Origin of the sequence: Nonomuraea sp. NPDC050022, assembly GCF_044460705.1 — a bacterium.
GTDB lineage: Bacteria > Actinomycetota > Actinomycetes > Streptosporangiales > Streptosporangiaceae > Nonomuraea.
Genome location: NZ_JBITKE010000002.1, coordinates 972,287 through 987,368, shown reverse-complemented (window position 1 = coordinate 987,368; position 15,082 = coordinate 972,287). Strand labels below are relative to the sequence as shown.

Below are 15,082 nucleotides of genomic sequence, written 5' to 3'. Positions count from 1 at the left end.
AGCCCGGACGACTCCTGGAACAGCGGGATGTGCAACGGCAAGCTGATCGCCGCCAAGCACTTCGACGCCGGGTGGGGCGGTGACGCGGGAGTCAAGGAGCAGCTTCCGTGGGAGTTCCTGTCACCGCGCGACTACAACGGGCACGGCACGCACACCTCCTCCACCTCGGGCGGCAACTACGGCGTGCGGGCGACGGGGGCGGCCGCGGCGTTCGGCGAGATCAGCGGCATCGCGCCACGGGTCCGGATAGCCGCCTACAAGGCGCTCTGGTCGACGCAGGACGCCTCGACGGCCAACGGCTACTACTCGGACCTGGTCGCCGCCATCGACCAGGCGGTGGCGGATGGCGTCGACGTCATCAACTACTCGGTCTCGGGTACGCAGTCGGACTTCCTCGACCCGGCGGAGATGGCGTTCCTGTCCGCCGCGGAGGCGGGCGTCTTCGTCGCCGCCGCGGGCGGCAACAGCGGCCCGGCCGCCACCACCGTGGCGCACCCCTCTCCCTGGGTGACCACGGTCGCGGCCGGTACGCACAACCGCGGCACGCAAGGGTCGGCGACGCTCGGCAACGGCACCACCTACAGCGGCGCCTCGCTGGCCGCCACCAAGGCCGGGCCCGCGCCGCTCGTCGACGCCACGGCGGCGGAACTGCCCGGCGCCGACCCGACACGGCTGGCGCAGTGCTACGCCGCCAGGGACAACGACGGCAAGGCGGTGCTCGACCCGGCCAAGGTGAAAGGCAAGATCGTCGTCTGCGACCGCGGCGAGACGCCCCGCGTCAACAAGAGCGTGGCCGTCGCCGAGGCGGGCGGCATCGGCATGATCCTCACCAACACCGACGAGAACTCGCTCAATGCCGACCTCCACTCCCTGCCCACGGTGCACCTGGCCGTCAAGGACAGGCAGGCGGTCAAGGACTACGCCGCCGCCGACGGCGCGACGGCGACGATCGACCAGGCCAAGATCAACAACAACACGCCGGCTCCGTACGTCGCGGAGTTCTCCTCGCGCGGCCCGCTGTACGCCGCGGGCGGCGACCTGCTGAAGCCGGACGTGATCGCTCCGGGGCAGGACATCCTCGCGGCGTACGCGCCGCCGGGCGCCAACGGGGCCGAGTTCAACATCTCCAGCGGCACCTCCATGGCGGCCCCGCATGTCGCCGGGCTCGCCGCGCTGCTGAAGGACCTGCACCCGGACTGGTCGCCGATGGCGATCAAGTCGGCGCTGATGACAAGCGGCTCCGACATCCTCGATGGGCCGGGCACCGATCCGTCGGTGATCTTCAGCCAGGGCGCCGGCCACGTCACCCCGAACAGCGCCGCCGACCCCGGCCTGGTCTACGACAGCGGTATCGAGGACTGGATCGCGTTCCTGTGCGCCACGACCAAGGGCGTGTCGGAGCAGGTCTGCGACGCGCTGGCCAAGAAGGGCTATTCGCTCCAGGCGCGTGAGCTGAACGTGCCCTACGTCACCGGCAACACCGAGGGCGAGAGGACGCGGTCGGACTACACCACGATCGCCTACGACCCCGCCACGGGTAAGCGGGCCTGGGTCCAGCGCTACGACGGTCAGGCGAAGGGCGACGACGTCGCCTGGGACGTCGCCGTGACGCCGGACGGCGGCACGGTCGTCGTCACCGGTCGGAGCACCGACGACGAGACCAGGGGCGACGACTACGTGACGATCGCCTACGACGCCGCGACCGGCGGGCAGACCTGGACGGGCCACTACGACGGCCCGGCCGGCGCCTCGGACAACGCGCACGCGCTCGCCGTGGACGCGGCCGGCGGTGCCGGGGTCCGGATCTTCGTGACCGGATCCAGCGCGACAGGCGGGAGCCCACCCGACGCGCTGGAGATCGACTTCGCGACGGTGGCCTACTTCGAGCCTTGGAAGAAGCCCTGATCCTGGAGTGAATCGCGCGCCTCCGGCTCCCGCCGGGGGCGCGCGAGGCGCGTCAGGGCTTCGGCGTGGGTACGGTCGAGCTCGCTCTCCTCGGCCCGGGCACGCTCGCGGGCGTACTCCCGCATCAGGTCGTGGAAGGTGTAGCGGCCCGGCTCACCCTCCTCGATGAGGTGCGCGGCGGCGAGCCGGCACAACAGGAGGTCGGTCTCGCCCGGGGGCGCACCGGAGAGCGCGGCGGCGGTCTCGGCGGTGAACGTCGGCCCGGGGACGAGGCCGAGCAGCCGGAACAGCCGCCGTGACGGCGGGTCCAGACGGCGATAGGACAGGTCGAACGCTCCGCGCACCGCCGCGTGCGGATCCCCGTTGACCGCCAGCGAGGACAGCCGGGTCCCGGCGAGCCGGCGCACCTGGCCGGCGATGCCCCCGGCGGGCCGGCCGAGGACGCCGGCCGCCGCGACGCGCAGCGCCAGCGGCAGGTAGCCGCAGGCCCTGGCCAGCTCACGGGCGGCGTCCCGCTCGGCCGCCAGGCGCTCGTCGCCGAGGAGTCGGCCGACCAGGGTGCCCGCTTCGTCCGGGGCCAGCATGCCGAGCGGAACGGGGATCGCGCCGTCCCGGGCGACGAGGCCGGTCAGCCGGTCCCGGCTGGTGATCACGGTGGCGCAGCGCCGGCCGCCGGGCAGGAGCGGACGGACCTGCTCCTCGCTGCCGGCGTCGTCCAGGATCACCAGGACCCTCCTGTCGGCGAGCAGGCTGCGGTAGGCGGCGCTGGCCTCCTCCTCCGCGTGCGGCACCCGTTCGGCGGGCACGCCGAGCCCGCGCAGGAACTGCCCGAGCGCCTCGATCGGACGCAGCGGACGCTCCGGCGAGTGGCCGCGCAGGTTGACGTAGAGCTGGCCGTCGGGGAACAGGGAGCGCATCCGGTGCCCCCAGTGGACGGCCAGCGCCGTCTTCCCGACCCCGCCCGTGCCGGTGACCATGGAGATCGCCGCCGTGTCGCCGCCGGTCGCGGCCGAGTCCAGGAGACGGAGCTCGGCCGCCCGCCCGGTGAACTGCCCCGGCTCCGGCGGCAGCTGCGCCGGCATCGCCGACGCCTCCCACGTCTCGCCCTCGTTGAGAGCGGACTCGTTGAGAGCGGACTCGGTGAGAGCGGACCCGGTGAGAGCGAAGAGGTCGGGCGACCTGATGGTGGAGACCTTCCCCCGGAGTATCCGCTGGCGAAGCTGCCGCAGTTCGGGGCTGGGGTCCAGGCCCAGCTCCTCGATGAGGCGGCGGCGGGTGCGTTCGTAGCGCTCCAGCGCGTCCACCCGCCGGCCCGCCCGGTACAGCGCCAGCATGAGCAATCCGACCAGGCCCTCCCGGAAGGGGTTCTCCGCGACGAGCGCGATCAGCTCGGGAACCAGCCCGGCGTGCCGGCCCGCCCGCGTCTCGGCGTTCAGGCATTCCTCGGTGACCGCGAGCCGTTCCTCGACGAGGGCATCGCGCAGCAGGTCCAGCAGCCCTCCGCCGGAGACACCGCTCAGGGGCTCGCCCCGCCACAGCGCCAGCGCGCGTCTCAGCCCGGTGGCCCGTGCCTCGGCGGACTCCATCGTCCGCGCGCGGGCGACCGCGTTCCTGAACTCGTGTACGTCCACCTGCTCAGCGGCGAGCCTGAGCAGGTAACCCTGCGAGTAGTACGCGATCGTGACGTTGGCTCTGGCCAGGGCGGGCCGCAGCCGCGAGACGTACCCCTGCACCATGCCCCGGGCGCCTGTGGGGGCCCGCTCTCCCCACAGCCCTTCGATCAATCGTTCGACCGACACGGTCCGGCCCGCCTCCAGCGCCAGCAAGGCCAGCACCGCCCGCTGCCGGGGTGGTCCGAGCAAGACCTCCTGATGTCCGTGCCACGCTCGCACCGCTCCCAGCAGTCCTATCTTCAGCGCTTGGCCGAGGCCCTGCAGTTCTAATCCGTCTGGCATATCGCTCCCCGTCTGGCACGTCGTGGTTACAGGCCGCCATACGAAAGACACGAGACGCAGTCCAGTAGAAATCCTTCCGGAATCAAGCCCCCCTGCAGCGCCCTGCGGCACTCTGAACGCGTTCTCCGGGGTGCATTCGACGTCGAATGCACGTGGGATGAAAATACGCGGTGCTCCCCGGGGTCAGCTCGGAAAGAGGCAACCTTGTTTTATCCGTACGACCTGATCAAGGACTTCGCCGGCGCGGTCGGCCGCCATCCGGACCGCCCGGCGATCGCGTACAACGGCCAGACCCTCACCTACGCCCAACTCCACGCGTGGACGCACGCGACCGGCCGGCGGCTGGGCCCGCGTCCCGGGGTGGTCGGGGTGCTGGCGTCCCGGTCGCCGGCGACGGTGGCCGCCCTGCTCGGCATCCTGGCGGTGGGCGGAACGTACGTGCCCATCGACCCGGCGTTTCCGTCGCCGAGGCGTCAGGCGCTGATGTCGGCGAGCGGCTGCACGACAGTGATCCCCACCACCAAGTCCACCAAGTCCACCAATTCCACCAAGCCCACCAGTAGTCCCACTGACCCCGCCGATCCCGCAGATTCCGCCGACCCCAGTGGGCCCGCCGACCCCAGTCAGCTCGGCGTGCGCCTGGTGGATCTTCCCGATCTCCCCTCCCGCGCCGAAGCGGGCCAGGCCGCCCGTTCCCCGGAGACAGAGGTCGTCGTCGCCGGGGACGATCCGGCCTACATCCTGTTCACGTCCGGATCCACCGGCGCGCCCAAGCCCGTGGTGACCCCGAGGCGGGCCATCGCCGTCGTGACCGGCGCGCTGCGGGAGCTGTTCGGCCTCACCCCCGAAGACCGCGTCCTGCAGTTCGCGTCCCTGAACTGGGACACCTGCTTCGAGGAGATCCTGCCCACCCTCACCACGGGCGCGACGCTGGTCTTCCACGACCACGCCCACTCGGGATCGTTCCACCGCATGCTGCGCATGATCGCCGCCGAGGGGATCACCGTGATGGACCTCCCGTCGGCGTTCTGGCACGAGCTGGTGCGCCACTTGGTGGACGAGGGGGCCACGCTGCCCGCCTGCGTCCGGCTGGTCGTCATCGGCGGGGAGGCCGTGAGCGCGGCGCGGCTGGCCGACTGGCGCGCGCTCGACACCGATGGGATCCGCCTGGTCAACACCTACGGGTGTACGGAGACGACGCTCATCACCCACGCCCTAGACCTGCACGGCCCGCTGGCCGCAGGGGGAGCGGGGCAGCGGGTGCCGATCGGGCGGCCCCTCCCGCACGTCGGGCAGCATGTCAGTGAGGACGGCGAACTGCTGGTCGGTGGCCCCTCACTGGCGCTGGGCTACCGGGGCCTGCCGGAGGCAACGGCGGAGCGGTTCGTCGAGCTCGGCTCCGAGCGGTACTTCCGTACCGGCGACCGGGTCGGCCTGGCCGCCGACGGCACGCTCACGCACGAAGGCCGGCTCGACCACGAGCTCAAGATCCGCGGCATCCGGGTCGATCCGGGCGAGGTCGAGGCGCAGATCTCCGGTCATCCGCGAGTGGGCGCCGTGGCGGTGACGGGCGTCACCGTCGCCGACCACACGACGCTCGCGGCCTACATCGTCCCCGGCCGACCCGCCGACGACGAGACGACCATCGTCCCCGGCTCACCCGCCGACGACGACACGACGCTGGCCGCCGATGTCCGGGACTATCTGCGCGACCGCGTCCCCTGCCATCTCGTGCCCAGCCGGATCATCGTCGTCCCCGAACTCGTCTACACGGCGAGCGGAAAAGTCGACCGGGCCGGCTCGCATCGGCGATACGCGTCCGCCACCGTTTGAGGAGACCATTCCGTGAATGTCAACGCCGTCTCGGCGGTATTTCAGCGTGTCCTGGAGAACCCGGAAGTCAGCGCGGACTCAGACTTTTTCGTCATGGGCGGGGATTCGTTGCTCGCCACCCGTGTACTGAGCGCGATCGCCCGTACCAGCGGCGTTGAACTGGATTTCGACGACTTCCTCGACGCGTCGACGCCGAGCGCCCTGGCGAAAAAGATCGCGAGCGCCGAGCAGAGCGCGAGCCCGGCATGAGTGTCGTCGTCGTGGGAGCCGGCCTGGCCGGGCTCACCGCCGCCACCGACCTCGCGGCACGCGGCGTGGAGGTCACCGTCTTCGAGGCGCGCGAGCGGGTCGGCGGCCGTACGCACGGCATCGAGGTCGCCCCGGGCGTCTGGGTGGACGCGGGCGCCGCGTACCTGGGAGACCGGCACACCGCCCTGATCGCCCTGCTGGCCGAGCTGGACCTGAAGACCACCCCGACCACCATGGCCGGCGCGAGCCGGTTCGCGCTCGGCGGCGAGGGGCAGACCCGGGCGGGCCGGTTCCCGCCGCTGTCGGCGGTCGCGCTCGGCGAGCTGTTCGACGCGCTGGACGAGCTGGACCGCGGGGTGCGCGCGGACGCCCCCTGGCTGTCGGCGGGCGCCGCCCGGCTGGACGCGCTGACCGCGGCCGAGTGGGCGCGCGAGCACCTGCGTCATCCGGACGCGCGGCTGTTCTTCCCGCTGTTCCTCGGCGAGATGATGGCCGCCGACCCGGCGGACGTGTCCGTTCTGCACATGGCCTTCTACCTGCGCTCGGGCGGCGGGATCCGCTACCTGAACGCCTTCGCGGGCGGCGCGCAGGAGGACCGGATCGACGGCGGCGCGCACCAGGTGTGCCGTCGGCTGGCCGCCGGACTGGGCGACCGGGTGCGGCTCGGCGAGCCGGTGCGCGCGATCCACCAGGACGACGACGGCGTGACCGTCGTGGCCGCGACCGGATCGGTGCGGGCCCAGGCCGTGGTCATCGCGGTGCCGCCGTCGCTCGCCGACGCGATCGACCACCGGCCAGGGCTGCCCGCGACCCGCTCCGGTGAGCGTACGGGGCCCGGCTGCGCGGTGAAGGTCCACCTGGTGTACCCGACGCCGGCCTGGCGGGAGCAGGGGCTGTCCGGCTGGTCGGTCAACGCGCGCGGCCCCTTGCTGTCCACCGTGGACGACTCGCCCGCCGATGGCGGGGTGGGCGTGCTGACCGGGTTCGTGACCGGCAGGGAGGCGTACAGGTACGCCGCGCTGCCCGCCGACGAGCAGCGCGAGCAGGCGGTCGCCCAGGCCGCGCGGCTGTTCCCCGGGTTGCCGGAGCCGATCGGCTGCCACGTCACCGACTGGGTCCACGAGCGCTACAGCCGGGGCTGTTACGCGGCGCTGTTCGGGCCGGGCGACTGGCCACGGCTCGGCCCGCGGCTGACGGCCCCCCACCGGCGGGTGCACTGGGCCGGCACCGAGACGAGCACCGAGTTCTTCGGACTGATGGAAGGAGCCATCCGATCGGGACACCGGGTGGCCGCGGAGATAAGCGCGACGTACCGATGGAGGAACATCCATGACTGACAGCACGTCCATCGCCCCCCTGGCCGTCCGGCAGGGATTCATGACCGAGCCCGGCCTGGGCGCGGGCAACTTCCTCGACCACGCCCTCGCGGCCAACCCGAACCGGGCGGTGCCGTTCGTCTACAGCCATCACAACGACCACCGTGGCCGGGTGGTGCTGCGCGGCCACAGCCTGGTCGACCTGGCGGCGCTGCGCGACCGGTACGCCAAGTGGTACCGGGCCAACGGCGTGCGGCCCGGTGAGCCGGTGGGCATCGTGGTGGCCGAAGGGCTCGAACCGCTGCTCCACTTCCTGGCGCTCACGGCGCTCGGCGCCATCCCGACGATGATCAACGACGCGATGCGGGCCGACGTCATGGTCCGCTACCTCGACCACGTGGGCGTCGTCGGCATCGTCGCCGACGACACGACCAGGCTGCAGATGGCCTACCGGAACGCCCCGCAGACCAGGCCCAGGTTCATCGCCCTGGCCGCCGAGGTGCGGGCCTACGACGCCGACTCCGGCCGCTTACCGGAGGAGTACCCCTACCAGCACGCGCCCGACGACATCGTGGCGTTGATCCACTCCTCCGGCACCACCGGCACCCCGAAGTCGACGACGCTCGGGCATCGCAGCTTCTGGGACGGCAAGCAGCCGCGGATGCTGCGCTTCCCCGCCGAGCCGTACGACAAGCTGATGTCGCTCATGCCGCACACCCACGCCGGCGGCCTCAGCTACTTCCTCACGGCGGTGCTGCTCGGACTGCCGACCGTGGTCATGGCGGACTGGCGGCGCACGGCAGTGGAGCCGGTGATGGAGGCGTTCCAGCCGACCATGGTGGCCTCCTTCCCCCGGACGTTCGTAGAGCTGGCCACCGGTGAGCTCCCGGTGAAGGGGGCGGCGAAGGTCCACTCCTGGTTCAACACCGGAGACAGCGCCCACTACGGGCACATCAGGCGGCTGGTCGAGCTCGGCGAGCGGCCCGCCGGCCTGATCAAGTCGTGGCTGCTTCCGCAGGGCGACGCCGGAGAGCCGCGGCCCGGCTCCCAGTTCGTCGACGGGCTCGGCTCCTCGGAGATGGGGATGGCGCTCTTCGGCCAGGTGACCGCGCCGGAGACCCCGCGCGACGACCGGTGCGTGGGCAAGGCGCAGGACGCGGTGATCAAGGCCGCGGTGCTGGACGAGAACGGCGAGGAGGTGCCCGACGGCACCGTCGGCCTGCTGGCCGTGATCACCCCCTCGCGTACGCCGGGCTACTGGAACGACCCGAGGCTGACCAGCAGCTTCGAGCTCAACGGCTACTGGCTGACCGGGGACGTGGCGCGCCGCGACAGCGAGGGCAATTTCTACCACCTCGACCGCACCGTGGATGTCATCGACACCGCGACGGGGCCGGTCTACAGCCTGCCCATCGAGGAGATCCTCATCGCCGACTGCGCCGACCTCGTCCAGGACTGCTCGGTCGTCGGCGTGCCCGGCAAGGCGGGGGAGGGGCAGCGCCCGATCGCCGTGGTGCGGCTGCAGGCCGGCGCCGCCGACGCCACCGCCGACGAGGTCATGGACAAGGCGAACAAGGCCCTCGCCGACGCCGGTCTGGCCACGCTCGCCACCGTGATCATCGCGCGGACCGACGAGGACTACCCGCTCGGCCCCACGGGCAAGGTGCTCAAGCGCGAGCTCCGTACCCGCCACGCGGTGCTGTTCACCGGATGAGCCATCAGATGAACGCCGACGTCGCCCGCGGCCCGTACACCTATGTGCGCCGTCCGCTCGTCGAGCCGGACTGGCGGCGGCTGCCGGGCTGGCGCGGCGTCACCGACGCGCAGTGGCGCGATGCCCAGTGGCAGCGCGCCCATTGCGTGAAGAACGCCGGGCAGCTACGCGCGGTGGTGGGCGACCTGCTCCAGGGGTCCTTCTACGCCGATCTGGCGGCCGACGTGGCCCGGTTCGCGACCATGTCCATACTGATCACACCGCAGTTGCTCAACGTGATGGCGCCGGAGCCCGTGAGCGATCCGGCCGCGTTCACCCGGGCCTTCCTGGCGGACCCGGTCCGGCGCTACCTGCTGCCGGTCCGCTCCGACCGGCATCCCGTCTGGCCCAGCCATCCGCGCGCCCGCCGCGACTCGCTGCACGAGGCCGAGATGTGGGTGGTGGAGGGGCTGACCCACCGCTACCCGACGAAGGTGCTGGCCGAGCTGCTGTCCACCTGCCCGCAGTACTGCGGGCACTGCACCCGGATGGACCTGGTCGGCACCTCGACGCCGCAGGTCGTCAAGGCCCGGCTCGCGCTCAAGCCCGTGGACCGGCAGGAGCTGATGCTGGACTACCTCAAGCGCACGCCCGGCGTGCGCGACGTGGTGGTCTCCGGCGGCGACGTGGCCAACCTGCCGTGGCCGAGACTGGAGGCGTTCCTGCTGCGGCTGCTCGAACTGGAGTCCGTCCGGGACGTCCGCCTGGCCAGCAAGGCGCTGATCGGCCTGCCTCAGCACTGGCTCCAGCCCCGCGTGGTCGAGGGGATGGGCCGGGTGGCCGCCATCGCCCGCGCCCGCGGCGTGAACCTGGCCATTCACACCCACGCCAACCACGCGCGGTCGGTGACGCCGCTGGTCGCCGAGGCGGCCCGGGCCATGTTCGAGGCGGGCGTACGGGACGTGCGCAACCAGGGCGTGCTCCTGCGGGGCGTGAACACGACCCCGGGCGACCTGCTGGACCTGTGCTTCGCGCTGCAGGGCGAGGCCGGAATCCTGCCCTACTACTTCTACCTCTGCGACCTGATCCCCAACGCCGAACACTGGCGGATCCCGGTCCACCAGGCCCAGCGGCTGCAGGAAGCCATCATGGGCTACCTCCCCGGCTACGCGACGCCGCGGCTGGTGTGCGACGTGCCGTACGTCGGCAAGCGCTGGGTGCACCAGGTGGTGGAGTACGACCGCGAACGCGGCATTTCGTACTGGGCCCAGAACCACGGGATCGGGCTCCAGCCGGTCGAGGACCGCCTGTTCCCCTTCTACGACCCGATCGACACCTTGCCCGAGCCGGGCCGCCGCTGGTGGGCCGACGGAGAGGGACGACCATGACCCCGAGCACGCTGCGCCGCATGTGCTGGATCTTTCCCGACCGCGAGTCCACCCGGGGCACCGCGATGTGGCACCCCTTCTTCTGGGACCTCTACGCCGACGTGGCCGCCGAGCTCGGCCTGAGCTGGTGCCGGCACTCCCCGGACGCGGTGACGGTCGACGGCCTGGAGACCGGCAAACCGCGCGTCTACGTGGACGACGAACTCGTCACTCCGGAGGACACGCTCTTCATCACCGCGTTGTACTCGCTGCCCTACCAGTCCATGGACGTCTTCAACCAGTACGCGCTGTACGCCGTGCTGGAACAGGCCGGCTTCTACCTGTCGTTCCCGCCGAGCCTGTCGCCCATCGCCAACGACAAGCTGGCCACGGTCCTCTACCTGCACGATTCGCCCATCCCGCCGGTGCCCACCCTCCGCATCGGAACCGGGCGGGACACCAGCAAGCACCTGTACGAGGTGGCGCTGGCGAACCTGACCTACCCGGCCATCGTCAAGCCGTCCGGCTGGTGCGGCGGCGGCGGAGTGAACCTGGCCCGCGACGCCGAGGAGATCCGCGGCCTGGCCAGCCTCGCGCAGGGCGGCGACACCACCCTCGTGATCCAGCCCTACCTGGGCGACGGCACGGTCGACTACCGGGTCTACGTCGTCGACGGCGAGCCGTACGCCGTGATGAAGCGGATCCCCGAGCCCGGCTCGCCGGTCGCCAACGCCAGCCGGGGCGGCGCGATGGAGTTCCCGCCCGTCCCACCCGAGCTGGCCGAGGCGACGGCGTACTTCTACGAGAAACTGCCCATCCCCTTCTTCTGCGTCGACTTCCTGTACGACGGCGAGCGGTACTGGTTCTCCGAGCTCGAACCCGACGGTGTGATCGCCCCGGACTACGGCGACCCGCACCGCACGCTCCAGCGCGAGGTCACCCGGGCCCGCTGGACGGCCTACCGCGACGCCCACACCCGCTGGCTGACCGAAAGTCAGGTGAAGAAATGACCGAATCGTTCTCACTGTCGCCCGAGGCGGCCGAGCCCCATCTGCGCGTCCCGCGCCGAGCCCTGGAGCGGCTCAAGACCGTGCCCGCGCTGGCGCCACGCTACGCCGGCTGCGACAAGCTGCTCACGCTGGAGGACGTCGCCGCGCTTCCCCCGCTGGTGAAGGACGACCTGAACGTGGCGCTGGCGCACCTGACGCCGAAGGCCGAGCAGGGCGCCACCTGGCTGTTCCAGAGCGGCGGCAGCACTGGCGCGCCCAAGGTCGGCTACGCCCCCACCGGGTTCTACATGGCCGGCGTGTACGAGCAGTGGCGGCCGTTGGACCCGGACGACGTCTTCGTCAACGGCTGGGGCGCGGGCCGCATGTGGGGCGCCCACTTCCTGGCCGGGGCCTTCGCCGACCTGTCCGGCTGCCGGGTCATCGCGCTGGGCTCGGTGACGAAGGAGGAGTACGGCGACTGGCTGTCGTTCTTCACCGCCCAGGGCGTGACCGCGTTCGGCGGCACCCCCAGCGTGCTGCGGCTGTGGTTCGCGCACGCGCGGGCCACTGGCGTGCGCCTGCCCGCGCTGCGCAAGGTGCTCTGGCTCGGGGAGGCGTGGCACCCACAGCTCGACGAGGACATGGCCGTGGTGGCGCCGGACGCGCGCCGCTGGGGCATGTTCGGCAGCACGGAGACCTGGGTGATCGGCACCAACACCCCGCGGTGCCCGGCCGACGTCTTCCACCCGCTGCCCGCGCAGCTCGTGCACACCGACGCCGACGAGCTGCTGGACTTCACCACGCTCGACCCGGACATGCTCAACCCGGTGCTGCGCTACCGCACCGGCGACGCCGGCCGCTTCGTCACCTGCGAGTGCGGCCGGGAGGACCGGGCGCTGCGGGTGCTGGGCCGCCGCGACTCGGTGGTCCAGGTACGCGGGCTGGGGCTGCACGTGGACGACATCGTCGCCCAGGCGGAGCGCGAGCCGGGCGTCTCCCGGGCGCAGATCCTCATCACCGAGCAGCGCGGCCGGGTCTCGGCGGTGGACGTGCTGCTGCTGACCGACGCGGACGCGCCACCGGACCTGCCCGAACGGCTGCGGGCAGAGCTCATGTCCGCGACGTTCACGATCAGCACGGCCTTCCAGCACGACCCGCACGCCTTCCGGGTCACGGCCGTCGACGCGCTGATCAGCAACGAGCGCACCGGCAAGACCGCCGGCTTCGTCGTACGGGAGGAGCCGTGAGGTTACCGGAGTCCCTGGGCAGGCAGTTCAACCTGTACTGGGGCGGCCAGACGGTGAGCCTCGTCGGCGACCGGGTCACGGTGTTCGTGGTCCCGACACTGATGATCTTCGTGCTGCACGCCTCCGCGTTCGAGGTGGGTGTCGTGGCCATGGCCCAGTACCTCGGCATCCCCGTGCTGGGCCCGGTCGCCGGGGTGCTGGTCGACCGGTGGGACAAGCGCCTGACCATGCTGATGTGCGACGTCGTACGGCTGGTGGCGGTGACGGTGATCCCCGTGGCCTACTGGTTCGGCGTGCTGTCGACGCCGTTGCTGTTCGTCTGCGTGGCGCTGATCAGCGGCGCGACGATCTTCTTCAACGTCGGCTACCTCGTCGCCGTGCCCACCACGGTGCCGGAGGACAAGCTGGTGCGGGCGTACTCGCGCCTTGAGGGCAGCAGCACGGTGTCCGAGGTGGCCGGGCCGTCGATCGCCGCGGGCCTGTACCACGTGCTCGGGGTGGCTGCGCTGCTCGTCGACGCGGCCAGCTACCTGGTCTCGGCGGCGTGCTTCCGCGCCATGCGGCCCTGGGGGGTCAAGGCCGTCCAGCAGGGTTCCGTGTGGTCGCGGCTGGTGCTGGGGTTCCGGCTGAACTGGGCCGATCCGGTGCTGCGCCGGGTGGTCATCGCGGCCGTGACCCTGAACTCCGGCGGCCCGATCTTCGTCACCGTCCTGCCGGTGCTCGCCTACCAGGGCCTGGGCATCTCGGTGGGCGTGTTCGGGGCGGCGATGTCGGCCGGGGCGGGCGGCGCGGTGATCGGCGCGCTCGTCGCGCCCAAGATCAGCGAACGGCTGGGCCTCGGCCGGACCATGGCCTGGGGACTGCTGCTGCACTGCCTGGTCGGCCTGGGCATCCTCGCCGCGCCCGCGCTGCCCGCCGCGGCCGTGATCGGTGTGACCTTCGGCTGCTACGGCTTCTTCATGTCGTGCATCAACGTCTGCAGCGCCCCGATCCGCCAGTCGCGGATGACGGCCGAGAACCAGGGCGTGATGCACGCGGCCTTCCGCACCGTGACCTGGGGAGTCATCCCGCTGGCCGCGCTCGTCGGCGGCACGGCGGTCACCCTGCTGACCGGCGGCCTGGGCGTGCTCGACGCGGCCAAGGTGGTCATGGTCGCCGGCACGCTGCTGGCCGCGTTCTCCTTCCTGCCCGCGGTGGGGATCCAGCCGCTGATGAACCGCGCCAAGAACCTTGAGGAGAGCCCGGCATGACCGTGCTGATCACCGGTACGTCCTCCGGCATCGGCCTGGCCACCGCGGTCACCGCCGCCAGGGCCGGGTTCACCGTGGTGGCGACGATGCGCGACCCGGGCAAGGACGGCGCGCTGCGCGAGGTGGCCGACCAGGCCGGGGTCACGCTGGACATCCGCCGCCTGGACGTCACCGACGCCGCGTCCATCGACTCGTGCCTCCAGGGCGTGCGGGAGGAGTACGGGCGGCTGGACGCGGTGGTCAACAACGCCGGGGTCTCCAACTTCGACCCGACGATGGAGATGTCCACCATGGAGGCGCTGCGGGCCAACCTGGAAGTGAACTTCTTCGGCGTCATCGCCGTGAGCCGGGTCGCGATGCCGCTGCTGCGCGCCGCCCGTGGCCGCCTGCTGACCATCGGCAGCGTGCACGGGGTCGTGGGCCAGCCGTTCAACGAGGCGTACGCGGCGGCGAAGTGCGCCGTCGAAGGGTTCATGGAGAGCCTGGCGCCGGTCGCGGCGGCGCACGGGGTGCGGGTGAGCGTGGTCGTGCCCGGCTTCGTACCAGACACCGAGTTCGGGATTTTTCCGGACATCAACCGGGGGACCATCCGGGCGGCCTCGGGGCCGTACGCGCCGACGTTCGACGGCTACCTCGACTGGGTGCGCGGCGCGGGCTGGGAGGGAGCAGGCCAGTCCAAGTGGGAGGTGGCCGAGGTGGTGGTGCGCGCGCTGAGTGAGGACGAGCCGCCGTTCCGGGTCCCCACCAGCGAGTGGGTGGCGGCGTACCTGGCGCGCAAGCTCGCCGATCCGGACGGGTCGGCCGTCCAGGCGCAGGCCAGGACCTGGATCGGGGCCCCGGTACGAAGGGCCACGGTATGAACGGTATGACCACCGAGGACCCGGCCTGTCGCGCGCTCGGCATCGCGCTGGAGGAGGTGGCCGCCGGCCGGGCGCGGCTGCGGATGCGGGTCACCGACGAGATGGTGAACGGCCACGGCATCGCCCACGGCGGCTACCTGTTCCTGCTCGCCGACGCCGCGTTCGCCTACGCCTGCAACTCCCACGGCCGCGTCACGCTGGCGCACAGCGCGCAGGTGACGTTCCTGCGCCCGGCCGCGGCCGGGGACGAGCTGGTCGCCGAGGCCACGGAGCGCGTCAGGTACGGCAGGAACGGCGTCTACGACGTGACCGTACGCCGCCCGGCGGGCGAGATCGTCGCGGAGTTCCGCGGCCAGAGCGTGACGGTCTCCGGCAGGCCGCCGGGCGACGACGGGAAGCTTCCATGACCGCCAGGACC

The 15,082-nt window shown here is 71.9% G+C and carries 12 protein-coding genes; 11 read left to right on the top strand and 1 reads right to left on the bottom strand.

What is annotated here, in order from left to right; translation table 11 throughout:
- Positions 1-27: 27 nt before the first annotated feature.
- Positions 28-1,905, top strand: a complete 1,878-nt coding sequence (locus ACIBO2_RS11050; protein WP_358544333.1) for a S8 family serine peptidase — start codon at positions 28-30, stop codon at positions 1,903-1,905.
- On the opposite strand, the gene ACIBO2_RS11045 is transcribed toward ACIBO2_RS11050, so the two are convergent.
- Positions 1,878-3,860 (bottom strand): AfsR/SARP family transcriptional regulator, encoded by a 1,983-nt coding sequence (locus tag ACIBO2_RS11045; RefSeq protein WP_397296541.1) that lies wholly within the window; start codon positions 3,858-3,860, stop codon positions 1,878-1,880. The two genes, ACIBO2_RS11050 and ACIBO2_RS11045, sit on opposite strands and share 28 nt — an antisense overlap.
- Positions 3,861-4,064: 204 nt before the next feature.
- Here ACIBO2_RS11045 and ACIBO2_RS11040 point away from each other — a divergent pair, with 204 nt between their 5' ends.
- From ACIBO2_RS11040 to paaI, 10 genes are read left to right on the top strand one after another with little or no spacing between them, the layout of a single operon-like run.
- The gene (locus ACIBO2_RS11040) at positions 4,065-5,693 is read left to right on the top strand and encodes an amino acid adenylation domain-containing protein (protein WP_397296539.1); all 1,629 of its coding nucleotides are present in this window, start codon (positions 4,065-4,067) and stop codon (positions 5,691-5,693) included.
- 12 nt (positions 5,694-5,705) lie between these two features.
- Positions 5,706-5,942: a phosphopantetheine-binding protein gene (locus tag ACIBO2_RS11035; protein ID WP_358544329.1), complete on the top strand. Its 237-nt coding sequence runs from the start codon at positions 5,706-5,708 to the stop codon at positions 5,940-5,942.
- Positions 5,939-7,279 carry a flavin monoamine oxidase family protein gene (locus ACIBO2_RS11030; protein WP_397296537.1) on the top strand — a complete coding sequence of 447 codons (1,341 nt, stop codon included), beginning with the start codon at positions 5,939-5,941 and terminating at the stop codon, positions 7,277-7,279. The genes ACIBO2_RS11035 and ACIBO2_RS11030 overlap by 4 nt, the downstream gene beginning before the upstream one ends.
- The gene (locus ACIBO2_RS11025) at positions 7,272-8,972 is read left to right on the top strand and encodes a class I adenylate-forming enzyme family protein (protein ID WP_358544327.1); all 1,701 of its coding nucleotides are present in this window, start codon (positions 7,272-7,274) and stop codon (positions 8,970-8,972) included. The genes ACIBO2_RS11030 and ACIBO2_RS11025 overlap by 8 nt, the downstream gene beginning before the upstream one ends.
- Entirely contained in the window at positions 8,969-10,339 is a 1,371-nt protein-coding gene (locus ACIBO2_RS11020) for a lysine 2,3-aminomutase (RefSeq protein ID WP_358544325.1), read from the top strand. The genes ACIBO2_RS11025 and ACIBO2_RS11020 overlap by 4 nt, the downstream gene beginning before the upstream one ends.
- Positions 10,336-11,328 (top strand): hypothetical protein, encoded by a 993-nt coding sequence (locus ACIBO2_RS11015; protein WP_358544324.1) that lies wholly within the window; start codon positions 10,336-10,338, stop codon positions 11,326-11,328. Before ACIBO2_RS11020 ends, ACIBO2_RS11015 begins: the two co-directional genes overlap by 4 nt.
- Positions 11,325-12,554, top strand: a complete 1,230-nt coding sequence (locus ACIBO2_RS11010; protein ID WP_397296534.1) for an AMP-binding protein — start codon at positions 11,325-11,327, stop codon at positions 12,552-12,554. Before ACIBO2_RS11015 ends, ACIBO2_RS11010 begins: the two co-directional genes overlap by 4 nt.
- On the top strand, positions 12,551-13,804 hold the full coding sequence (locus ACIBO2_RS11005; RefSeq protein ID WP_397296532.1) for an MFS transporter: 1,254 nt from the start codon (positions 12,551-12,553) through the stop codon (positions 13,802-13,804). The genes ACIBO2_RS11010 and ACIBO2_RS11005 overlap by 4 nt, the downstream gene beginning before the upstream one ends.
- The gene (locus tag ACIBO2_RS11000) at positions 13,801-14,664 is read left to right on the top strand and encodes an SDR family NAD(P)-dependent oxidoreductase (RefSeq protein WP_397296530.1); all 864 of its coding nucleotides are present in this window, start codon (positions 13,801-13,803) and stop codon (positions 14,662-14,664) included. Before ACIBO2_RS11005 ends, ACIBO2_RS11000 begins: the two co-directional genes overlap by 4 nt.
- Entirely contained in the window at positions 14,661-15,071 is a 411-nt protein-coding gene (gene paaI, locus ACIBO2_RS10995; protein ID WP_358544318.1) for a hydroxyphenylacetyl-CoA thioesterase PaaI, read from the top strand. The genes ACIBO2_RS11000 and paaI overlap by 4 nt, the downstream gene beginning before the upstream one ends.
- The last annotated feature ends 11 nt before the right edge of the window (positions 15,072-15,082 follow it).

Coding starts and splice junctions, on each gene's coding strand:
- ACIBO2_RS11050 (WP_358544333.1), top strand. CDS start 28: ATGTGCAACGGCAAGCTGATCGCCGCCAAGCACTTCGACGCCGGGTGG.
- ACIBO2_RS11045 (WP_397296541.1), bottom strand. CDS start 3,860: ATGCCAGACGGATTAGAACTGCAGGGCCTCGGCCAAGCGCTGAAGATA.
- ACIBO2_RS11030 (WP_397296537.1), top strand. CDS start 5,939: ATGAGTGTCGTCGTCGTGGGAGCCGGCCTGGCCGGGCTCACCGCCGCC.
- ACIBO2_RS11025 (WP_358544327.1), top strand. CDS start 7,272: ATGACTGACAGCACGTCCATCGCCCCCCTGGCCGTCCGGCAGGGATTC.
- ACIBO2_RS11020 (WP_358544325.1), top strand. CDS start 8,969: ATGAGCCATCAGATGAACGCCGACGTCGCCCGCGGCCCGTACACCTAT.
- ACIBO2_RS11015 (WP_358544324.1), top strand. CDS start 10,336: ATGACCCCGAGCACGCTGCGCCGCATGTGCTGGATCTTTCCCGACCGC.
- ACIBO2_RS11010 (WP_397296534.1), top strand. CDS start 11,325: ATGACCGAATCGTTCTCACTGTCGCCCGAGGCGGCCGAGCCCCATCTG.
- ACIBO2_RS11000 (WP_397296530.1), top strand. CDS start 13,801: ATGACCGTGCTGATCACCGGTACGTCCTCCGGCATCGGCCTGGCCACC.
- paaI (WP_358544318.1), top strand. CDS start 14,661: ATGAACGGTATGACCACCGAGGACCCGGCCTGTCGCGCGCTCGGCATC.